Below are 20,175 nucleotides of genomic sequence, written 5' to 3'. Positions count from 1 at the left end.
GGAAGACGGGTCGAGCTGATGCTGACCGTGCTCACGCCACGTCGCACTGAGCCCGGCGGGCTCGCCTCCGCGCGGCGGCACGGACAGGCATGCGACACGGCAGACCTCCTTCCTCACGACAAGAAATGAGGACCGGGCGGGAGGTGCTCGGTGCCTCCCGCCGCTTCAGAGCCGCGTCCGTTCGCCGCGCAGGGTGGCCCCGGCCTCGACGGCACCACCCTTGGAGACGGCGATGCGCTGCGACAGGTAGATGCCGCGATGGCCCGAACAGGCATAGGCGGTGAAGCAAGCGACCGCGATGGCGACGCCGTGTGTCGCCCCGAACAGTTCGATCCCCATCAGCGTACAGGCAAGGGGGGTGTTAGCCGCTCCCGCGAAAACCGCCACGAAACCGAGAGCCGCCATCAGGTCGAGGGGTGCCCCCATCAGGCCACCCAGCGCATTGCCGAGGGCGGCGCCGATGAAGAAGAGTGGTGTGACTTCCCCACCCTTGAAGCCCGAGGCCAGAGTGACGACGGTGAAGAGGATCTTCCAGGCCCAGGACCAGGGATGGATCTCCGGCCCGAAGAAGCTCGCGATGCTCAGGCCTCCCGGATCCGGCGCCGTGACGCCGAGGCCGAGATAGTCACGGGTGCCCAGCGCATAGACGAGGCCGATCACGGCCATTCCACCCAGGACGGGGCGCAGGGGTCCGTAGGGAATCAAGCGCTTCAGCCAGCCGCCGAGGAGGTGGTTGGCTTCCGCGAAGACGAGCGCCACGAGCCCGAAGGCGATGCCGGCGACCGCCGCCTTGGCCAGCAGGCTTGGATCGAGGGCGATCGGGCCGGTCACGTCCGCCAGATAGGCGATTCGAAAGAGCGAATGATGGATGCCCCAGGCCTGGCATGCCCAATCGCCGATGACAGACGCCAGTAGGCAGGGAATGAGCGCGCCATATTCCACCCGGCCGATCGCCAGGACTTCGAGAGCGAAGACGGCTCCGGCGATAGGGGTGCCGAACACCGCCCCGAACCCTGCGGCCACGCCTGCCATCAGCACGATGCGGGTGGCCGCCGGATCGAGCTTCGCCAGCCGCCCGATGCCGCTGGCGAGGCTGCCGCCGAGTTGCACCGCCGTACCTTCCCGCCCGGCCGAGCCGCCGAAGAGGTGTGTGACCACGGTGCCGAGAAAGATCAGCGGTGCCATGCGCAGCGGAACGCCGCCCCCGGGCTCATGGATCTGATCGACGATGAGGTTGTTGCCGCCCTCCACGCTGCGCCCGACACGGTGGTAGAGCAGGCCGATGGCGAAGCCCCCGACAGGCAGCAGGAACAGCAGCCACGGATGCGAGAACCGGGCTTTCGTCGCGACGTCGAGACTCCAGAGAAACGCTGCGCAAAGCGTGCCGACGACGGCCGCCAGCGGCACGAGGATCACCGCCCAGCGCGCGAACGCCACCACCCAAGCCGCGCATCGCCTCGTGGCGCGCTTGAGCCCGGCAAACCGATCTTTGAGGAAGGCGAGCATGGCTCCACCGTCTTGCTGAATGGCAAAAGGGTAGGAATCATCAGCCCTTGTGGCGGTTCGGCTTACGCCCGGCAGAATCCATTGCCAGGGCCTTCGTGTCCCGTGGCCGGCAGCGCGTCAAGCCGGGGCGGCTCCCCGTACCCAACGATGCGCAGCCCATCACCGCCGCCCCGGTTTCGGCATCGACGCTGGTGGGCGACCCTCGCCGTCGCGACGTTCAGCGACCGGCAGCCACAGCGCGGGTGGACGATCCGGTGAAGCGCGCGGCGGTGAGGTCGTCGCCGGGGCTACGTCCCGAGAAACGGCTGCGCACGCCGCTTTCCGCCTGAGCGACGAAGCCGGCCGGCGCGGCATCGGTGCGAGCACGCGACGGGGCGACATGAACGGGCGAGGCGCGGCTAGCCGGCGCGGTCGAAGCTGCGGCCACCTCGAACAGGGCGCGCAACTGCGTCTTCGCGTCGGCATCGGCCGGCACGGGCCGGGCCAGGCGGGCGGGTGCGGTAGGAACGGTCGGGGTCGCGGCCATCCCGGTGGGGCCGAGGCTCGCCACCTGGATGGAAGGCCGCGGCGGCGGCAGAGGCATGGTGAGCGCAGCGGTGACGGCGGCGAGTTCCGAGGGCCGGCGTGGCGGCAGCGGCACGTCGATCAGGCTCGATTCTGCATCGGCGGCAGCGGTCGGTTTGGCGACCTCCTGGGTGAGGAGGCTCTGCGCATCGCGTTCGTCACGGCGCAGGAGAGCACCTTTGAGGGCATCGGACGCGGCCGGGGCGGCGTAAGCCAGGGCCTCGCGGGTGCCGGACTGGTCGTCAGGATCGGCACTGGCTACGAGAACGGTGGGCTTTGCCCGAGCCCTGGCCGGAGCTTCGGGCGGCGGCGCAGGGGTCTTGGAGCCGCCGCCGAAGAGGCTGGCGAAGAAGCCCTTGATGCTCGGGCCGTCATCCTCCTCCACCGTCGCGACCTGGGTCACACCGAGCACGGTGCCGCCACGGGCGAGCACTTCGGCACGGGCAAGCTCGTAACCCGGCAGGGGCCGGTTGTCGGCGGGCAGGTGCACGGTCTTGCCGTCGGGGAACAGGCGCGCCAGCTGGTCATGGCTCATGCGCGGCCAGGAACGGACCGACCCGACATCGAGATGGACGAAGGGCGAGCCGGCATGGGGATACCAGCCGACGCCGCCGCGCTGCATCCGCATACCCACCGCACGAAGCTGGTCGATGGAGACATCCGGCAGGTAGAAATCCATCGCCTTGCCGAGCATGTGTTGGCTGAACTCGGCCACGGCGCGCGACCGGCGGCGCAGCATGGCGTTGGTGCCCGGTGACCGATAGGCCGAGACCACGGTGATCGGCTCCTGCGAGCCCACCGACCGGTAGGCCTCCCACACCGTGTCGAACAGGCGCGGGTCCATCTTGGTTGGCTCGTCCATGCGCCAGTCGCGCAGCATCCAGTTGAGCTGTTCCAGCGCGGCCCGGTCGTAGCGACCGTCACGTTTGAACGTGATCGTGGCGCTCTCTTTCGTATGGGTATGGTAGATCGAGAGGGTGCGGGTATCGCCATTGGCGACCGCATCCTGCGTCCCCCGCGTGCCCGCGCCGAGCGCCAGGGCGATGCCCGACGCCACGATGATCGAGCGGCGTAGGCGAGGATGGGAACAGGCGTTGCGGAGATAGACGAGCAGGCGCGAGGCAGGCTGGGTGGATCGATCGGCCGGCTGGGCCTCTTCTCGTAGCGAACTGCCCACGATCGTCCTCACCTCTGCCAGACCGCGCGTTGTCGCGCGGATCATGGTGAACGCAAGGTTGCCGAAAACCGTAAATGGACGGTTATCGGGTCCTCAGCCATTCGCCGGTCTACAAAACGGCTAGGTTTGAACCGTGGCGAAATCGTGCCGGCGCGCCGGCACGATCAAGACGCCGCAAGAGCGGCATCACACATTCTGGGTCGCGTGACATTCACGCAACAAGAGGAGGCGCGCTACCACCAGCCGCGGGAGACCGGGGCCGGGGCAGGGGCTGGGGGGGCTCCCCATGGATCGACGCCTGCGGCTTCGGCGGACCGGGAGGCGCGGACGGGAGCGGCTCCGGCTGACACGGCAGGGCGCGACACCGTACGACGAGCCTCTGTCGACGGAGCATTCGCACCCGGTGCAGATGGCGCCGGTCGCACCGCGACCTTGGCCGGAGGCTTTGCGGGTGCCTTGGTCGGAGCTTTGGCGACGAGCAGGCTTCCCGGCGCGAGGCCGAGCGCGATCTTCATACGCGCGTCGTGGCCGTAGAGATCGGAATAGGTGCGCAAAGCCCCGTGATCGTCCGCCGCGAGGGTGAAATACGCGAGATGGACCGGCAGCTTCTCCGGCAGGCGGATGGTGCGCTCGCCCTTGCCGATGAGCTTCTTCAAGCGCTCGCTCGACCAGGCTTCGGGAAGCACCGAATCGGCGAAACGGAAGGGATCGTCCACGCGCACGCAGCCATGGCTCATCGCCCGCTGAGAGGCGGAGAACAGCGAGCGGTTGGGGGTGTCGTGCAGGTAGACGGCATGGTTGTTGGGAAACAGGAACTTGATGAAGCCGAGCGCATTCCGCTCGCCCGGCGGCTGGCGCACCGAGATGTTGCCGTTGCGATAGACGACCTCGTAGCCGCGACGAGCCGCGTAATTCGGGTCGCGGGCCAGAGCGGGCAGGAACTCGTTCTTCAGGATCGAGGGCGGCACGTTCCAGGATGGGTTGACGACGGCGTATTCCATCATCCCCGAAAAGACCGGCGTCGGCGTCTCGGTCTTACCGACGATGACGCGGGTCTCGTCGCGCACCGACCCATTGCGGATCACGCGCAGGCGAAATTCGGGAATGTTGACCAGAACGTAGTCGCGTCCGAGATCGCTCGGCAGCCAGCGCCAGCGCTCCATGTTGACGAGGACCGTCGATTCCTCGTCGCTCGCGCGTGCCGACGGCTCGGACCGGCCGAGGGCGGCGACGGTCTGTGGCGTGAGCGTACCGGTGGCCGGCAGACCACGGCCCCGCTGAAACTTCGCCACCGCGGCGGACACGGCCCCGTCGAACGCATCCGGCTCGCCCGACGCGGCGTCGAGGGTACCGGCGGTGCGGGTCGGCAGACCGAAATGCCTGCGCAGGGCAGGGACACGGGGATCGTGCATCCCAACCTTCAGGACTGGTCCGGCGGGAATCGACACGGGCGACGTCGCCATGGGCGCGCCGTGAAGATTGCGCAGGCTGGCGAGCCGGGCTTTCAGGGCGAGGTAGCCGGCCTGCGCCGGGTTGTAGCCCTGCAGCGCGGCACCGGCCTGCGGGCCGGCGCTGGCGACGCGCGCCAGAACCGCATCCGCTCCGGGAATGTCGAGGGTGGGCGTGATCAGGCGCGAGACGGCGGCCAGATTGACGCGCGCGCCGCGCGCATCCTTGGCGTAGAGCACGATGGCGGCCGAGAGTTTCAGCTCGATCTCGGCGGTCTGGGCCTCGGTCAATCCCTGCGTGCCGATGACCGGTACCGGATAGGCCTGAACGTTGAGACCATCCTCGGCCGCGAGGGCGAGCCGCGACGCGGCGGCCTTGGCGGCAGCCGTGAAGGCTCCATCGACCACCCAGACCGGCTTGAAGGCACCGAGCCCGTAGAAGGCCTGCATCGCCTCCCGGTCCTTCGTGCTCAGGCGGGCGAGAAGGGGGGCCGGATCGGCGAGACGAGCGGCCAGGGCCGCCCCCATCGGATCGGTCGGCACCGGAGCGGCGGCCACCGCGGCGGCGGGCTCGGAGCCCGTTTCAGCCTTCGAGGGTGAATCCTCGACGCTTCTGGTCTCCGACGCGCCTTCCCGGGGGGCATCGGATGGAACCTGCGCGGAATCCCCCGCCACGGCGGGCTCTGCCGGGTTGGGGGAGGGAGATACGGGCGAGGAGATCGCCCCGGTCGCCGCCGTATCGCCCTGTCCCTGATCGGATGAGACCGAGGGCGTGGCGGCGCTCTGCACAACGGACGGAGTCTGGTCGAGCCGAGGCTCGGCCCTTGCCGCGTAGCCGACACAACCGACCATGAGGGCGGCCAGTGCGACGGAGGCGGAGCGCGAAGCGCCCATGATGAAACTCCCGGGACCGGCCGTATCGGCCGTGTTTGCGGTCAAACAATCGCTGCTTGCGCAACCGCTTGCAACGGCGCGCGGGCAACAGTGGAGGCTTGCCGGGATCTCCCGGCCCGAAACGCAGTGCCTTGACGCACATCCCGGCCAGACGGGCCGCGACGGAAACGCTGCCCCAGTCTCAGGCGGCGGCTTCGTCGCTCTTCTCGTCGTCGTCGAGACCGAGATCCTTCAGCTTGCGATAGAGCGTCGACCGGCCGATGCCGAGGCGCCTCGACACTTCCGACATGCGGCCCCGGTAATATTGCAGGGCGTAGCGGATGATCTCCGCCTCCAGCTCGTCCATCGGCTTCATCTCGCCGGTCTCCTCGGTGACGAGGGTCATCGCATGGGGGTCGCGGACTTCGACGCGGACGATTTCGCGCACCGGCTCGGGCATGCCGGCCTGAACCATGGGCTGGACCGGGGCGGCCGGAATGCGCACGTCGAACCCTTCCACCTGCGCGGCGATCTGCGGGAACTCGGACACGGTGAGCTCGTCGCTATCGGCGAGCACCACGGCGCGGAACAGGGCGTTCTCGAGCTGGCGGACATTGCCGGGCCACCCGTAGCGGCAGAGCAGCGACATGGCCTCCGGCGTGATCGCACGGACGCGCTTTCCTTCCTCGGCCGCGAAGCGCGCACAGAACGAGCGCACCAAGTCCGGGATGTCCTCGCGGCGCGCCCGGAGCGGGGGCAGGGTCATCGGGAAAACGTTGAGGCGGTAATACAGGTCCTCGCGGAAACGACCCTGCTTGACGAGGTCGAGGAGCGAACGGTTCGTGGCCGAGATCAGCCGGATGTCGATCCGAACGCTGCGCTTGGCGCCCACCGGATCGACTTCGCCCTCCTGCAGCGCGCGCAGGAGCTTCACCTGGGCATCGAGCGGCAACTCGCCGATCTCGTCGAGGAACAGCGTTCCGCCCGAGGCTTCGACGAACTTGCCCATATGACGCTCGGTTGCGCCCGTGAACGCGCCCTTCTCATGCCCGAACAAGGTCGATTCCACGAGATTGTCGGGGATCGCCCCGCAATTGACCGTGACGAAAGCCTTGCCGCGCCGATCGCCCGACCCCTGGATCGCACGGGCCAGAACTTCCTTGCCGACGCCGGACTCGCCCTCGATGAGGACCGGGATGTTGGACTTAGCCGAACGCTCGGCCAGCCGGATCACACGCTCCATGTCGGGACTGCGCGAGGACAGGTCCTTGAAGGTGAGCGAGCCGGAGGCGCGCCGCCGCATGCGACGCACCTCTTCTTCCAGCTGATCGACCTTGAGCGCGTTCTTGATCGACACCTGAAGCCGCTCGGCACCGGCCGGCTTCACCACGAAATCGGTGGCGCCGGCCCGCATGGCGTTGACGACGGCGTCGATGGAGCCGTTGGACGTCTGGACGATGACGGGCGTGTCGAGGCCCGATTGGCGCATCTGGGCCATGACGGCGAGACCGTCGAGCCCGCCTGGCATCACCAGATCGAGGAGCACGACGTCGATAGGCTCGCCGGACCGCAACACGGACAGCCCGTCCTCACCGCTCTCGGCGACCTTCACTTCGAAACCGAGGCGACGCACCATCGCTTCGGCGAGCCGGCGCTGGACGGGATCGTCGTCGACGATGAGGACCGTTGTCGACATGCGGAAAGCCTCGACCGTGTGCTGTGAAAGGTGATCGCCCCCAGGATATCGCCCTGCGAACCAGCCACCGGTGTTTCGTTTCGATCCGTAGGGTGAGCGAAGAGCGTAAAGCTGTGCTTAACGACGATCCCACTTTCTTTCCTGATGGTCCACTCCCCGGGCGGGTTGGGCCGGCGGAGGCTCTGCCGGAGATTCGTTGCGGCGGAATGCACCGACTCGGTTGATCACGCGGCCCTGGCGCTCGATATCAACCCCGACGGCGCGGGAACGCCGCTTCAGGATCAAAGTCACCATGTCGAGCCGAGCCGTCGTTCATGCCAGCCTGCCCAGCGCCGCCCGGATGCCGGCCGGCCAACGATCGGAAGGGACCAACGTCGCGAGGGCTGCCGCTCTTGCTCTCGACCTCGGCTCGCTTCCCGAATGGGATCTGAGCGACCTCTATTCCGGAATCGATTCGCCGGACTTCCGTAGCGACATCGCGCGGGCGGAGCGCGAATGCAGCGACTTCTCGGAGCGCTGGAGCGGCGTCATCGCCGAGATCGCTGAGGGGCCCGATGCGTCCTCGCGACTCGCCGAGGCGGTAGCCGCCTATGAGGCGATCGAGGACCGCCTCGGCCGCCTGATGTCATTCGCCGGCCTCGTCTATTCGGGCGACACCACGGACGAGCGGCGCCAGAAGTTCTACGGTGACACCCAAGAACGCCTGACCACGGCCTCCGGTCACCTCCTGTTCTTCGCCCTGGAGATCAACCGGGTCGACGACGCCCTGATGGACGCCGCCATGGCGGAAGGCCCCCTGGCGCATTACCGCCCCTGGGTCGAGGATCTGCGCCGCGAGAAGCCGTTCCAACTCGACGACCGCACCGAGAAACTGTTTCTCGAGAAGTCGGTGACCGGACGTTCCGCCTGGAACCGGCTGTTCGATGGCACGATCGCCTCACTGCGCTTCCCCCTCCAGGGCGAGATGTTCACCCTGGAGCCGACGCTCAACAAGCTGCAGGACCCGGACGGGGCGGTGCGGAAGGAGGCGGCCGGAGCCCTGGGCGACGTGTTCCGCGCCAATCTGCGGACCTTCGCCCTCATCACCAACACCCTGGCCAAGGACAAGGAGATTTCCGACCGCTGGCGCGGGTTCAAGGATGTGGCCGACGACCGCCACCTGTCGAACCGGGTCGAACCCGAGGTGGTGGCGGCCATGGTAGACGCCGTGCAGGCGGCCTATCCACGCCTCTCGCACCGCTATTACAAGCTGAAGGCGAAGTGGTTCGGCGTCGACGTCCTGCCCTATTGGGACCGCAACGCACCGCTGCCGCGAGTGGAGCAGCGCACGATTCCCTGGGCCGAAGCGCGCGACATGGTGCTCGACGCCTACGGGGCCTTCTCACCGCGCATGGCAGACATCGCCAAGACCTTCTTCGACCGCCGCTGGATCGATGCGCCGACACGTCCGGGCAAGGCACCGGGCGCGTTCGCTCATCCCACAGTGCCCTCGGCGCATCCCTATGTGCTGGTGAATTACCAGGGCAAGCCGCGGGACGTGATGACCCTCGCGCACGAACTCGGCCACGGGGTGCATCAGGTTCTGGCCTCGCGCAACGGGGCGCTGATGGCACCGACGCCGCTGACGCTGGCCGAGACCGCGAGCGTGTTCGGCGAGATGCTGACGTTCCGGCGCCTGCTCGCCTCCACGACCGACACGGTCCAGCGCAGGGCCATGCTGGCGGCCAAGGTCGAGGACATGATCAACACGGTCGTGCGCCAGATCGCGTTCTATCTCTTCGAGCGGAAGGTCCATCTCGCCCGCGCCGAGGGAGAACTCACGGCCGAGCAGATCAACGGCCTCTGGATGTCGGTGCAGGCCGAGAGCTTCGGCCCGGCGATCTCACTCGATGCGGGCTACGAGCCGTTCTGGGCGTATATTCCACACTTCATCCACTCGCCGTTCTACGTCTACGCCTACGCGTTCGGCGATTGCCTCGTGAACTCGCTCTACGGCGTCTACGCCAATGCGGAGGAAGGCTTCGTCGACCGCTACTTCGCGCTGCTCTCTGCCGGTGGGTCGAAGCCCTACGGTGAGCTCCTGGCCCCCTTCGGCCTCAACGCCAGCGACCCCGCCTTCTGGCAGATCGGCCTCAACATGATCGAGGGGATGATCGTGGAGTTGGAAGCGATGGAGGGATAGGGGCCTTTGCGCTGCGGTCTTTCCGTTGTACAGAACGTACAACGGAAAGATGAATTGCCATGAAGCTCGAAGTAAAAAAGATCGGAAATTCCACTGGGCTCATCCTGCCACGGGAATTGATCACCAAGCTCAATCTGCGGCAGGGCCAGTGGCTCCACATCACCGAGATGCCCGATGGTGGAGTGCGGCTGACCCCTTACGATCCTGATTTCGACAAGGCGATGGCGATCGTCGACGACATCATGGAGGAGTATAAGGATACCTTGCGGGCGCTGGCGCAGTGACCGAGCCCCGTTGGTTGACCTCTGAAGAGGTCAAAGTCGCCCACGAGCGCCAGCTCGTCCGGTTTGGTGGTCCTCCTGGTCTCAGAGACGAGAACGCACTCGAATCCGCTTTGGCGCGGCCTGTGAATCGCTGGCGGTACGAAGACGGCGATTTAGCGATACTGGCTGCGGCCTATGCATTCGGTCTCGCGCGCAATCATGCCTTCATCGATGGCAACAAGCGCATCGCCTTCGTGGCGATGACATTGTTCCTACGGCTCAACCACGTTGCTTTCCGCCCGGATCAGGCCGAGGCGACTCGAATGATTTTCGGTCTCGCCGCGAGCGAGATCGACGAGGACGGCCTCATGCGCTGGATCCGCGACAACTGGCCAACGGCGTAGCCCCTTCCGCGACGCAAGTTCCGCGACCCATGGGCCCATGGCCCTGGTACCCTTCGGGAAGGAGCCTATCTCGTGGTGACACTCTTTCGTCGCGCAGAATGGATTCGATGGCCGATCACGACAACGAAGCCAACCGCTTCTCGGCGCGCGCCAGCCGCTATGCCCGGGTGGGTGCGAATGTGGGCGGCGTCGCCGCGCGCATGGCCGGCGCCAAGTTCTTCGGTAAGGGCGAGACCCCGACCAACGCGGCGGCGTTGGCGCAGGCCCTCGGCGGGCTGAAGGGTCCAATCATGAAGGTGGCGCAGCTGCTCGCCACCGTGCCGGATCTGCTGCCACCGGAATACGCGACCGAGCTACAGAAACTGCAATCCGACGCGCCGCCCATGGGAGCGGCCTTCGTCAAGCGCCGGATGATGGCCGAGCTCGGACCCGATTGGCAGAAAAGGTTCGGCTCCTTCGATCTCAGGCCCGCCGCCGCCGCCTCCCTCGGCCAGGTCCATCGCGCGACCGGCCTGGATGGGACACCCTTCGCCTGCAAGCTTCAGTATCCCGACATGCAATCGGCCGTGGAGGCCGATCTGAAGCAGTTGGAAATCGCCTTTGCCCTCCATCGCCGCCTCAGCTCGTGGCTCGATACCCGCGAGATTGCCAAGGAGATCGGCGCCCGAGTTAGGGAGGAACTCGATTACGAGCGCGAGGCGAAACATGCCGCCCTCTACGGGGCGGTATTGCAGGACATCGCGGATGTGAGGGTGCCGGCGATCCACACGGATCTGTCGACGAAGCGCCTCCTCACCCTGGGCTGGCTCGAGGGGGACAGGATCCTCGACTTCACCGAGGAGCCGATCGAGATCCGCAACCGCCTCGCGCAGGCGATGTTCAAGGCGTGGTGGCACCCTTTCAGCCGAGCCGCCGTCATCCATGGCGACCCGCATCTCGGCAATTATACCGTGTTCTCAGAGGACGGTGAGGCGCGCGGCATCAATCTTCTGGATTACGGCTGCGTTCGCATCTTCCACCCCCGCTTCGTCGGCGGGGTGGTCGATCTCTATCGCGGCCTCCTCGAAGACGACAATGCCCGGATCGTCCACGCCTACGAGGTCTGGGGGTTCAAGAACCTCACCAAGGAGCTGATCGAGATCCTCAACATCTGGGCGCGGTTCATCTATGGCCCAATCCTGGAGGACCGCACGAGGACCGTGGCCGATGGGGTCAAGCCCGGAGAATACGGGCGGCGGCAGGCCTTCGAGGTGCATCAGGCCCTGAAGCAGCGCGGCCCCGTGACGGTGCCACAGGAATTCGTCTTCATGGACCGGGCGGCGGTGGGGCTCGGCGCGGTGTTCCTGCACCTGCGTTCGGAGCTGAATTACCATCGGCTGTTCGAGGCCGAGATCGAGCGCTTCTCTCTCGAGACCCTGACCGAGCGGCAGGGCACAGCCCTGATGGCGGCAGGCCTTCCGCTTCCGGTCTAGGTAGATCGCGAAGCGGCTTTCAGCGAACCCGCCTTCGAACACCGGCGATCCGTCGAAGACCGGGCGGGTCCGCTTCGGCCCGTTCCCACGAGTCTTGTTCGCCACCGGGAAGCACCGTAGGGCGGGCACGACCGCCTGCGGGTAAGCTCGCCCATGACAGGCGGGGATGAACTGTCATTCCATTGGATAAATCCCGCTTCCCATATTTTCGCCAGTCGGTATCTCGATTGCGAGCGATCGAGGCTTGCGCTAAATCCGCTTGGAACCAATCAAGATGATGACCAAGGGGACGAGCGCAAGATGGCTGATGCGAAGAGCGTGACCGGCGTGCATTACAGCCCGGCGATGGACGAGAAGACCCACGAACAGACCTATCGCGGCTTTGTCCGGTTTGTGGAAATCGGCACGGGCGTGGTGATCTGCTGGGTGCTCGCCCTGGCCGTGGGCGGTATTCACGAGGCCTGGCTCACCGCCATCTTCGGTGTTCTCCTGTCGGGAGCCGCCGGCGCCGTGGGTGCATTCGTACCCAGCATCGGCTGGAAGGCACCGTTCGCGGTGGCGCTCCTGCTGGCGCTGTACCTCTTCTTCGCGTGACGTAGCCCAGGATCGCTGGTATACCAGCGATCCGCGGCTCTATATTCCTGCTAAGCCGCGGCAATCGAGCATGATTGCCGAAGGAGGTCTTTGAATGCGCATCGCTGTCCTGACAGAGTCGGATCCCGCTGAGCCGCGGGTGGCGGCGGTGCCCGATACGATCAAGAAATTCAGAGGACTCGGCGTCGACGTCACGGTCCAGTCCGGCGCGGGCCTGAAGGCCGGTGTTCCGGACGCGGAATACGAGGCGGTGGGCGCCAGCATCGCCGCCACGGCCGAGGAGACGGCGAAGGACGCCGATCTCGTCCTCAAGGTCAGGCGTCCCAACGAGGACGAGCTGAAGCTTCTGAAGAGCGGCGCCACCGTCGTCGCCATCATGGATCCCTACGGGAACGAGACCGCGCTGCAGGCCATGGCGGATGCCGGCATCAGCGCTTTCTCGATGGAGCTGATGCCCCGCATCACCCGCGCCCAGGTGATGGACGTCTTGTCCTCCCAAGCCAATCTCGCGGGCTACCGCGCCGTGGTCGATGGCGCCGCCGAGTACGGGCGCGCCATGCCGATGATGATGACCGCCGCCGGCACCGTGCCGGCCGCCCGCGTCTTCGTCATGGGTGTCGGTGTCGCCGGTCTCCAGGCCATCGCCACTGCAAGGCGCATGGGAGCGGTAGTGACGGCCACGGATGTGCGGCCCGCCACCAAGGAACAGGTCGAATCCCTCGGGGCCAAGTTCGTGGCCGTGGAGGACGACGAGTTCAAGCAGGCCGAGACGTCCGGTGGCTATGCCAAGGAAATGTCTGCCGAATACCAGAAGAAGCAGGCCGAGCTCGTGGCGACGCATATCGCCAAGCAGGACATCGTCATCACCACGGCGCTGATCCCCGGTCGGCCGGCCCCGAAGCTCGTGTCGGAATCCATGGTCGCGTCCATGAAGCCGGGTTCGGTGCTCATCGACCTCGCCGTCGAGCGCGGCGGCAACGTCGCCGGTGCCGAGGCGGGCGAGATCGTCACCACGGAGAACGGCGTCAAGATCGTCGGCCACGTGAACGTCGCCGGCCGCCTCGCGGCCACGGCGTCCAGCCTCTACGCCAGAAACCTGTTCGCGTTCGTCGAGACACTGATCGACAAGGAAGCCAAGGCCCTCGCCATCAAATGGGATGACGAGCTCGTGAAGGCGACGAACCTCACCCGGGACGGACAGGTAGTCCACCCCGCCTTCCAGCCCAAAGCAGCCTGACCCCGGCGGAGAGACAGATGGCCACCCTTCCCCCCGAACAGGCCGCCGAGCAGGCGCGCGCCGCCGCTGCCGCCGCCCGCGCCTCCGCCGACCAGGCGCAGAGCATCGCCGACAGCCTCAGCCAAGGCCTCAGCCATGGCATCTCCGTCGTCACCCATGGCGCGGTCGATCCCACCGTCTTCCAGCTCGCGATCTTCGTGCTCGCGATCTTCGTCGGCTACTACGTGGTGTGGTCGGTGACCCCGGCGCTCCACACCCCCCTGATGTCGGTCACCAACGCGATTTCCTCTGTCATCATCGTCGGCGCGCTGCTGGCGGCGGGCGTACCGTTGATCGAGAAGGGAACCGGCTGGGCTCGCTTCTTCGGCTTCGTGGGCATCGTGCTCGCCAGCGTCAACATCTTCGGCGGGTTCCTCGTCACACAGCGCATGCTCGCCATGTACAAGAAGAAGGCTTGAGACGATGTCCCAGAACGTCTCCGCCCTTCTCTACATCGTCTCCGGCGTCCTGTTCATCATGGCGCTGCGGGGGCTCTCGCACCCGACTACGTCGCGGCAGGGTAACCTGTACGGCATGGTCGGCATGGGCCTCGCGGTCCTGACCACCCTGGTCGGCCATCCGCCGGCCGGGTTCGGCGCCTGGATCATCGTCCTCCTCGGCCTCGCCATCGGCGGCGGCGCGGGCGCGGTGATCGCCAAGCGGGTGCCGATGACCGCCATGCCGCAGCTCGTGGCCGCGTTCCACTCCCTCGTGGGTCTCGCCGCCGTGGCGGGTGCGGCCGGCACGCTCTATGCCCCGCAGGCGGTGGGCATCCTCGAGAACGGCCATATCCATAAGGAATCGCTGTTCGAGATGGCGCTCGGCGTCGCCATCGGGGCGATCACCTTCACCGGTTCGGTCATCGCCTTCGCCAAGCTCGACGGACGCATGTCCGGCAAGCCGATCATGCTGCCGCAGCGGCACGCGATCAACATCGCCCTGGGCATCGCCCTGGTCGGCCTGATCGCCGTGTTCATCGGCACCGAGAGCAAGGCGATCTTCTGGCTGATCGTGGTGCTGTCCTTCGTGCTCGGCGGACTGCTGATCATCCCGATCGGCGGCGCGGACATGCCCGTCGTCGTGTCGATGCTCAATTCCTATTCGGGTTGGGCGGCGGCCGGCATCGGCTTCACCCTGGGCAACCTCGCGCTCATCATCACCGGCGCCCTCGTCGGCTCCTCCGGTGCGATCCTGTCCTACATCATGTGCAAGGCGATGAACCGCTCGTTCATCTCCGTGATCCTCGGCGGCTTCGGCGGCGACGCCGCTGCGGCCGGTGCGGGTGGGGCTGTCGAGACGCGCCCCGTGAAGCAGGGATCGGCCGACGATGCGGCCTACATCATGAAGAATGCCGAGCGCGTCATCATCGTCCCCGGCTACGGCATGGCGGTGGCGCAGGCCCAACACTCGCTCCGCGAGATGGTGGACCTGCTTAAGAAGGAAGGCGTCGACGTGAAATACGCCATCCACCCCGTCGCCGGCCGCATGCCCGGGCACATGAACGTGCTGCTGGCGGAAGCCAATGTGCCCTACGACGAGGTCCACGAGCTCGAGGACATCAACGGCGACTTCCCGCAGGCGGACGTGGCCTTCGTCATCGGCGCCAACGACGTCACCAACCCGGCCGCCAAGACCGACAAGACCTCGCCGATCTACGGCATGCCGATCCTCGACGTGGAGAAGGCCAAGACGGTCCTCTTCATCAAGCGCGGAATGGGCTCTGGCTATGCCGGCGTGGAGAACGAGGTCTTCTTCCGCGACAACACCATGATGCTCTTCGGCGATGCCAAGAAGGTCGTGGACTCGATCGTCAAGAACCTCTGAGCGACGCGGGGCGGCCTTCCGCCCCGTCAGTCTCGACTGCGAAGGGTCGGCGCCATGCGCCGGCCCTTTTCTTGTCTGGGTAAGAGCGAGTTCCGGTCTTGCCCCACGCGTCACCGCGAAGCCGGCAGCGCAGTAGCGCCGGGTAGTCCCGGCCGGGTAGACTAATTGCGTGTCAGCCGCCTCAGCCCTCGCCCCAACCCGCGCCTTCCTCGGCGTCACCCGCTCCATCATGGGGCGGCCCTGGCGTGACCGCTGCGGCGAGGCGGCCGCCCAGGCCTATGCCGCGACGATGGTTCAGGCCCATGGCCTGCCCGACCTTCTCGCCCGTGTCCTCGCCTCCCGTGGCGTCCGGCCTGACGAAGCGGAGGCCTATCTCCAGCCGCGACTACGCGACCTGATGCCGGACCCGTCCCGCCTGGTGGACATGGAGGGCGCGGCCGAACGGCTCGCCCGTGCGGTCGAGAGCCACGAGCATGTGGCGGTGTTCGGCGATTACGACGTCGATGGCGCGGCGAGCGCGGCGCTGATCGCCGGCTACCTACGTTCTCTCGGCCTGACGGTGGACATCCACATTCCGGACCGGATCACGGAAGGGTACGGCCCCAACGTGGCAGCGGTCACGTCGCTGGCGGAGGGCGGGGCAAAGCTCCTCGTCTGCGTCGATTGCGGCACGAGCGGCCACGAGCCCCTCGCAGCCGCGGCCGAGCTCGGCCTCGATGTGATCGTCCTCGATCATCACGGCGCACCGGAGGTCCTGCCCTCGGTGCACGCCTTGGTGAATCCCAACCGTCTCGACGATGTGTCTGGCCTCGGCCATCTCTGCGCGGCGGGGATCGTCTTCCTCACTCTCGTGGCTCTCAACCGCCGCCTGAGGCGAGGAGGGAGGGAGGATCTGCCCGATCTCGCCGAATCCCTGGATCTGGTGGCGCTGGCGACGGTGGCCGACGTGGTGCCACTGACCGGCCTCAACCGCGCCTTCGTCGTCCAGGGACTGAAAGTAATGCGCGGCCGGGGTCGGATCGGCCTCGCCGCCCTGTTCGACGCGGCATCCTTGAGCGAGCCGCCGGAATCCTGGCACCTCGGCTATCTCCTCGGTCCGCGCATCAATGCCGGCGGGCGCATCGGCCATGCGGGGCTCGGTGCAGCCCTTCTCACCAGCACCGATCCGGTCGAGGCGAACCGCATCGCCACCGAACTCGATCTCCTCAACCGCGAACGCCAGGGCATCGAGGCGCAGGCCGTTCTCGAAGCCGAGGCCGAGATGGATCGCGCCCTGACCCTGGATCCGGACAAGCCGGTCCTGGTGACCGCCTCCGCCACTTGGCATCCCGGCGTGGTCGGCCTCGTGGCGGCCCGCCTGAAGGAACGGTTCGGCCGACCGGCTTTCGCGTTCGCCCTACGGCCGGACGGGACGGCGACGGGGTCGGGCCGCTCCGTAGCCGGGGTCGATCTCGGATTTGCGGTGCGGGAGGCGGTGAATGCGGGCCTTCTCGTCAAGGGCGGCGGGCACGCCATGGCGGCTGGCGCAACGCTGCCGGGCCACGATCCCAGGCTCTTCGGCGAGTTTCTCGCCACCGCCCTCGCAGCAGCGGTGGCGGTGGCGAGGGCGGTGGAAGCGCTCCTCATTGACGGTACGGTGAGCGCGGGCGGTGCGACGGCGGAGGTGGTTCGCCTCGTCCAGCGCGCCGGGCCGTTCGGTGCCGGGGCGCCGGAGCCCGTCTTCGCCCTGTCGCATCACCGGCTCGTCGATGCGGGCATCGTCGGCAACGGCCATGTGCGCGCGCGCTTCAGGAGCCGGGATGGCCAGGCCATCGGCGCCATCGCCTTTCGTTCCGCGCAGGGGCCGTTGGGGCAGGCGCTCCTCGGCGGGATCGGGCAGGAGTTCCACGTGGCCGGCACCCTCGCCATCGATACCTGGCGCGGCGGCGAGCGGGTGCAATTGCGCATCGGTGATCTCGCCACACCCTGAACTTTGCGCGCCCGCATGCGCAGGATGTGTTGACACCCGCGCAAGCCCTCACCATAAGGGCCCGCGCGCTGCCGAAAGGCGGTGGTTTGGGGGAATGTCCCGAGCGGCAAAGGGGGCGGACTGTAAATCCGCTGCGTAAGCTTCGTAGGTTCGAGTCCTACTTCCCCCACCAATCCATACCGACACGCTGGCAGCACGGCCGATGAAGGGATCACCTTCTCAAGACCGCGTCTCCATGCTATCGGGCGCCATATGCGGGTGTAGCTCAATGGTAGAGCAGCAGCCTTCCAAGCTGAATACCCGGGTTCGATTCCCGGTACCCGCTCCACTCCCCCCTTCCCGAAAAGACTAGCAACCTCAGCCCGATAGGGCAGGGGCGCGGTATCCAGTGGCTGTTTGCCTGGGCGGTGGATACCGCATGGATACCGCAGACGAATCGGTATCGGGCGCAAGTTTCCTTGTCGAACTCGGACCCGCTCGCACGAATGATGGTGATCGAAAGAGATCGCCATGCCCCGCTGCACCCACACCCCGGCCCGCCTCTACGACCGCCACCCTGATCCGGTTCACGACCTCATCGCCGTTGGCAGCCTTTCCCGGTTCGTGCGCTGCACGGATTGTGGTGCCAGGGGCATCGTCCGGCGCGGCCGCGTGGGATGGACGCCCCGTAGCGCCGGTGATCCGGTCCGCCCGGAGGTCGAGCGGTGGAACGCCCTGGTGGCCGAGGCTCGTGCAGCGCTCCTGCCTTGATCGAAGAACCCGGGCCCTTTCGCTTTGGGCCGCCCCGAACGTGTAAAACGATTCCACAAACGCGATTTGGGAATCGTTTTACACGTTCGGGGCGGGCCATCAGTTCAGGGTCCCGATCTCGCCGTCGTACCCATCGAGCACCCGGACCTCGCCCCCGGCCGGGTGGAGCGAGACGGCATCGCATCGCGGGCAGTGCAGGCCGCCCGCCGCCATCCGGACCTCCCCCCACCGGAACTTCGCGGAGCACGTGAGGCAGCACCAGGTCTGCTGCATGACTTCGTCAGACTCGGTCATCCCAGCCTCCGCGAATAGCTGCCATCGGGATGGAAGGTGACCTCCTCGGTGTAGGTGGTCACCTCCACGTCATGGCTGCCAGAGATGGAAACTTTCGCGACTGGCTCGCCAAGGTTCACGCCCCAGTCGTCATCGAGGTCCATCTCCTCGCCCAGGGTGAGGTGAACCCTGATGCCGCCGGCGAGCGTGAAGGTGCCTCCCTCGCGGATGGCGCGCTGCCAGTCCTCCTCGGTCGCGAAGTGCTTGCGGGTGAGGGTGATGGTCGGGTTCATCATGCGCTCGATCATGCCCTGTCTCCTTCCGGCGGCCGCCCGTGCCGAGTGGTGCCGTCCGGCCAGTCCCAGCGATGTTCGCAATCAGGTTCGAACTCGATACCGACGATGGTGGCCTTGAGGCGGTAGAGTTTGTCCCGGAGTTCGTTGACGCCGTTCCGTTCCAGACCGATGCACCCGGCCAGGTGGCCGGTGATGGCGTAGATCTGGCGCGCCGCCTCCTTCAGACGGTCGGCCTCGGACATGGTCGTCGGGTCCGGCTCGGGCGAGTGAACCTCCTCAAGCTTCGCCAGCCGGACTATCAGGGCGCTCATGGCGAACCCGACCGATCCCTCCTTGCCCGTGACCTTCCAGTGCCCGGCGGTCTCCCGACCGGCATCTTCCCCAACGCCCTCGGTATAGATCGTGATGACGTCGCCGACGGCGTGGCGGTCGAAAGGTGCCCTGATCAGGACGACGGTCCCCTGTCCGGGCATGCGGCGCCAGTCGGTTGCCTTGACCCGGTAGCTCTGCATGCCCCGACCGTTCACTGCGGCCTCCTCAGGCAATCGGGGCGCCCGTCCGGTCCCACGAGCGGCTGCATGCCAGTCTCGGCTTGGGTGTACCGGCACCCGGTCGCCGGGTCCGTCCAGACCCGGACGCCGCCTTGGTTGGACCACGCGGGATCCGCTGCCTGCGAGAGGGCCTGCAGGATCGTGAGCAGGACGGCCGCGGCGATGGCAATGCCGATGAACAGGAACCAGAGGTCGAACCCGTCGCGAGGCGAGGAGGTCCTGATCATGAGGACCTCCTCGAAACACGGCGCCGGTCATTCCTGACCTCGCGGAGGACGGCGTGCCTGATCCAGTCCGCGAACATGACCTGCACCTTGGCCTGCCGCTGGGGGGCCCCGCCGGGGTGCTCCTCTGCGATGATCCGCTCGACCCCACGAGCAGCCCCGAGGGCGATCTCGTCGATTGTGGACCGCCTCATGACTGGGCCCCCCGAAATGGAGCGGGGTTCGGGGTGCAGCCCGAGTGGTCCTCGCCGGTCAGGAAATCGAGGACCCGATACAGGTCATGGCGGATCCCGGGGACGCCGTAGAGATGATGCCCTGCGGTCGCGAGATCGAACTCCTTGATGACGGTCTTCACACGCGAGACGGCCTCGTGGAGATCTCGCCGGCGGATGAACCCGGCATACTGCAGGACCTGCAGGGCGGGCGCCGGGTCGAAGTCGGCGTCGCTGTAAGCGTTGACGGTCTGCTCGACGACGTCGGCATCGCTCATTGCCCGGAGGGCGTCACGGCGCTCCTGTGCCGCGACCGCTCGCTGCGCAATCTCCTCGGCCATCTCCAGCCGGTACTTGGCGACCCACGTTTCATGGGCCGCCACTTGCTCGGGTGTCATGCCGGCATACAGCCGGGCGAACTCTCGGATCTCGATCTCTGTGGGCATGCTGGTCCGGGTCCCTGTCTCGCGTTCGCGAGATCGCTTCAGAGACGATCGAAGCAGCTCCCGCAGATTCGCCTAGAGGGAAACCGGACGGGCCGTCCGGATGGCCCATCGAGAACGCCATCGCGGTTTACGACGCGCGACACGGCCTCATCGGGCGTAAAGAATTCTCTCGTGG

Annotated in this window: 19 protein-coding genes, 2 tRNA genes and 1 riboswitch; of the genes, 12 read left to right on the top strand and 9 right to left on the bottom strand. The window is 66.9% G+C overall.

Features of this window, described 5'->3' with window-relative positions; all coding sequences use genetic code 11:
* Positions 1-165 precede the first annotated feature (165 nt).
* The 4 genes from RQI43_RS06890 to RQI43_RS06875 all read right to left on the bottom strand — a co-directional run bounded on the left by RQI43_RS06890 (position 166) and on the right by RQI43_RS06875 (position 7,264).
* Positions 166-1,506: a voltage-gated chloride channel family protein gene (locus tag RQI43_RS06890; RefSeq protein ID WP_311274650.1), complete on the bottom strand. Its 1,341-nt coding sequence runs from the start codon at positions 1,504-1,506 to the stop codon at positions 166-168.
* Between the two features lie 24 nt (positions 1,507-1,530).
* A riboswitch (Fluoride riboswitch) is annotated at positions 1,531-1,601 on the bottom strand.
* Positions 1,602-1,723: 122 nt separating this feature from the next.
* Entirely contained in the window at positions 1,724-3,259 is a 1,536-nt protein-coding gene (locus tag RQI43_RS06885) for a DUF882 domain-containing protein (RefSeq protein ID WP_311274760.1), read from the bottom strand.
* 221 nt (positions 3,260-3,480) lie between these two features.
* Complete coding sequence (locus tag RQI43_RS06880; protein WP_311274649.1) at positions 3,481-5,589, bottom strand: L,D-transpeptidase family protein; 2,109 nt, start codon at positions 5,587-5,589, stop codon at positions 3,481-3,483.
* A gap of 181 nt (positions 5,590-5,770) precedes the next feature.
* Positions 5,771-7,264, bottom strand: a complete 1,494-nt coding sequence (locus RQI43_RS06875) for a sigma-54 dependent transcriptional regulator (protein ID WP_056429202.1) — start codon at positions 7,262-7,264, stop codon at positions 5,771-5,773.
* A 340-nt stretch (positions 7,265-7,604) separates the two neighbouring features.
* On the opposite strand from RQI43_RS06875, the gene RQI43_RS06870 reads away from it, so the two are divergent.
* The 12 genes from RQI43_RS06870 to RQI43_RS06815 all read left to right on the top strand — a co-directional run bounded on the left by RQI43_RS06870 (position 7,605) and on the right by RQI43_RS06815 (position 17,998).
* The gene (locus RQI43_RS06870) at positions 7,605-9,446 is read left to right on the top strand and encodes a M3 family oligoendopeptidase (protein ID WP_311274759.1); all 1,842 of its coding nucleotides are present in this window, start codon (positions 7,605-7,607) and stop codon (positions 9,444-9,446) included.
* A gap of 59 nt (positions 9,447-9,505) precedes the next feature.
* Entirely contained in the window at positions 9,506-9,730 is a 225-nt protein-coding gene (locus RQI43_RS06865; protein WP_056429206.1) for an AbrB/MazE/SpoVT family DNA-binding domain-containing protein, read from the top strand.
* Complete coding sequence (locus RQI43_RS06860) at positions 9,727-10,113, top strand: type II toxin-antitoxin system death-on-curing family toxin (protein ID WP_311274648.1); 387 nt, start codon at positions 9,727-9,729, stop codon at positions 10,111-10,113. The genes RQI43_RS06865 and RQI43_RS06860 overlap by 4 nt, the downstream gene beginning before the upstream one ends.
* A gap of 107 nt (positions 10,114-10,220) precedes the next feature.
* Entirely contained in the window at positions 10,221-11,585 is a 1,365-nt protein-coding gene (locus RQI43_RS06855; protein ID WP_207412113.1) for an AarF/ABC1/UbiB kinase family protein, read from the top strand.
* 300 nt (positions 11,586-11,885) lie between these two features.
* Positions 11,886-12,179 carry an aa3-type cytochrome c oxidase subunit IV gene (locus RQI43_RS06850; protein WP_056429210.1) on the top strand — a complete coding sequence of 98 codons (294 nt, stop codon included), beginning with the start codon at positions 11,886-11,888 and terminating at the stop codon, positions 12,177-12,179.
* 94 nt (positions 12,180-12,273) lie between these two features.
* On the top strand, positions 12,274-13,416 hold the full coding sequence (locus RQI43_RS06845) for a Re/Si-specific NAD(P)(+) transhydrogenase subunit alpha (RefSeq protein ID WP_056429212.1): 1,143 nt from the start codon (positions 12,274-12,276) through the stop codon (positions 13,414-13,416).
* A 17-nt stretch (positions 13,417-13,433) separates the two neighbouring features.
* The gene (locus RQI43_RS06840; protein WP_056429213.1) at positions 13,434-13,874 is read left to right on the top strand and encodes a proton-translocating transhydrogenase family protein; all 441 of its coding nucleotides are present in this window, start codon (positions 13,434-13,436) and stop codon (positions 13,872-13,874) included.
* A gap of 4 nt (positions 13,875-13,878) precedes the next feature.
* On the top strand, positions 13,879-15,279 hold the full coding sequence (locus RQI43_RS06835) for an NAD(P)(+) transhydrogenase (Re/Si-specific) subunit beta (RefSeq protein ID WP_056429217.1): 1,401 nt from the start codon (positions 13,879-13,881) through the stop codon (positions 15,277-15,279).
* A gap of 229 nt (positions 15,280-15,508) precedes the next feature.
* Entirely contained in the window at positions 15,509-17,248 is a 1,740-nt protein-coding gene (gene recJ / locus RQI43_RS06830) for a single-stranded-DNA-specific exonuclease RecJ (RefSeq protein WP_311274758.1), read from the top strand.
* An 88-nt stretch (positions 17,249-17,336) separates the two neighbouring features.
* Positions 17,337-17,420 (top strand) — tRNA-Tyr (locus RQI43_RS06825).
* 82 nt (positions 17,421-17,502) lie between these two features.
* A tRNA-Gly gene (locus tag RQI43_RS06820) sits at positions 17,503-17,576 on the top strand.
* A gap of 182 nt (positions 17,577-17,758) precedes the next feature.
* Positions 17,759-17,998, top strand: a complete 240-nt coding sequence (locus RQI43_RS06815) for a hypothetical protein (protein ID WP_018044339.1) — start codon at positions 17,759-17,761, stop codon at positions 17,996-17,998.
* Positions 17,999-18,097: 99 nt separating this feature from the next.
* Here RQI43_RS06815 and RQI43_RS06810 read toward each other — a convergent pair whose 3' ends face one another.
* From RQI43_RS06810 to RQI43_RS06790, 5 genes are all read right to left on the bottom strand, one after another.
* Positions 18,098-18,292 carry a hypothetical protein gene (locus tag RQI43_RS06810; protein WP_018044338.1) on the bottom strand — a complete coding sequence of 65 codons (195 nt, stop codon included), beginning with the start codon at positions 18,290-18,292 and terminating at the stop codon, positions 18,098-18,100.
* Positions 18,289-18,579, bottom strand: a complete 291-nt coding sequence (locus RQI43_RS06805) for a hypothetical protein (RefSeq protein ID WP_018044337.1) — start codon at positions 18,577-18,579, stop codon at positions 18,289-18,291. The genes RQI43_RS06810 and RQI43_RS06805 overlap by 4 nt, the downstream gene beginning before the upstream one ends.
* The gene (locus RQI43_RS06800; RefSeq protein WP_238206015.1) at positions 18,576-19,094 is read right to left on the bottom strand and encodes a hypothetical protein; all 519 of its coding nucleotides are present in this window, start codon (positions 19,092-19,094) and stop codon (positions 18,576-18,578) included. Before RQI43_RS06800 ends, RQI43_RS06805 begins: the two co-directional genes overlap by 4 nt.
* A complete protein-coding gene (locus RQI43_RS06795) occupies positions 19,091-19,345 on the bottom strand; it encodes a hypothetical protein (RefSeq protein ID WP_018044335.1) in 255 nt (84 codons plus the stop codon). The genes RQI43_RS06800 and RQI43_RS06795 overlap by 4 nt, the downstream gene beginning before the upstream one ends.
* A 187-nt stretch (positions 19,346-19,532) precedes the next feature.
* On the bottom strand, positions 19,533-20,000 hold the full coding sequence (locus tag RQI43_RS06790) for a hypothetical protein (RefSeq protein ID WP_018044333.1): 468 nt from the start codon (positions 19,998-20,000) through the stop codon (positions 19,533-19,535).
* Positions 20,001-20,175 lie beyond the last annotated feature (175 nt).

This window comes from Methylobacterium sp. WCS2018Hpa-22 (assembly GCF_031843785.1).
Lineage (GTDB): Bacteria > Pseudomonadota > Alphaproteobacteria > Rhizobiales > Beijerinckiaceae > Methylobacterium.
This window is presented reverse-complemented; position numbering and strand designations above follow the sequence as displayed.

Excerpts from the sequence above, each read along its gene's own strand:
- RQI43_RS06890 (WP_311274650.1), bottom strand. The coding sequence starts at position 1,506 with ATGCTCGCCTTCCTCAAAGATCGGTTTGCCGGGCTCAAGCGCGCCACG.
- RQI43_RS06880 (WP_311274649.1), bottom strand. The coding sequence starts at position 5,589 with ATGGGCGCTTCGCGCTCCGCCTCCGTCGCACTGGCCGCCCTCATGGTC.
- RQI43_RS06875 (WP_056429202.1), bottom strand. The coding sequence starts at position 7,264 with ATGTCGACAACGGTCCTCATCGTCGACGACGATCCCGTCCAGCGCCGG.
- RQI43_RS06870 (WP_311274759.1), top strand. The coding sequence starts at position 7,605 with ATGCCGGCCGGCCAACGATCGGAAGGGACCAACGTCGCGAGGGCTGCC.
- RQI43_RS06865 (WP_056429206.1), top strand. The coding sequence starts at position 9,506 with ATGAAGCTCGAAGTAAAAAAGATCGGAAATTCCACTGGGCTCATCCTG.
- RQI43_RS06855 (WP_207412113.1), top strand. The coding sequence starts at position 10,221 with ATGGCCGATCACGACAACGAAGCCAACCGCTTCTCGGCGCGCGCCAGC.
- RQI43_RS06850 (WP_056429210.1), top strand. The coding sequence starts at position 11,886 with ATGGCTGATGCGAAGAGCGTGACCGGCGTGCATTACAGCCCGGCGATG.
- RQI43_RS06845 (WP_056429212.1), top strand. The coding sequence starts at position 12,274 with ATGCGCATCGCTGTCCTGACAGAGTCGGATCCCGCTGAGCCGCGGGTG.
- RQI43_RS06840 (WP_056429213.1), top strand. The coding sequence starts at position 13,434 with ATGGCCACCCTTCCCCCCGAACAGGCCGCCGAGCAGGCGCGCGCCGCC.
- RQI43_RS06835 (WP_056429217.1), top strand. The coding sequence starts at position 13,879 with ATGTCCCAGAACGTCTCCGCCCTTCTCTACATCGTCTCCGGCGTCCTG.
- recJ (WP_311274758.1), top strand. The coding sequence starts at position 15,509 with ATGGGGCGGCCCTGGCGTGACCGCTGCGGCGAGGCGGCCGCCCAGGCC.
- RQI43_RS06815 (WP_018044339.1), top strand. The coding sequence starts at position 17,759 with ATGCCCCGCTGCACCCACACCCCGGCCCGCCTCTACGACCGCCACCCT.
- RQI43_RS06810 (WP_018044338.1), bottom strand. The coding sequence starts at position 18,292 with ATGACCGAGTCTGACGAAGTCATGCAGCAGACCTGGTGCTGCCTCACG.
- RQI43_RS06805 (WP_018044337.1), bottom strand. The coding sequence starts at position 18,579 with ATGATCGAGCGCATGATGAACCCGACCATCACCCTCACCCGCAAGCAC.
- RQI43_RS06795 (WP_018044335.1), bottom strand. The coding sequence starts at position 19,345 with ATGATCAGGACCTCCTCGCCTCGCGACGGGTTCGACCTCTGGTTCCTG.
- RQI43_RS06790 (WP_018044333.1), bottom strand. The coding sequence starts at position 20,000 with ATGCCCACAGAGATCGAGATCCGAGAGTTCGCCCGGCTGTATGCCGGC.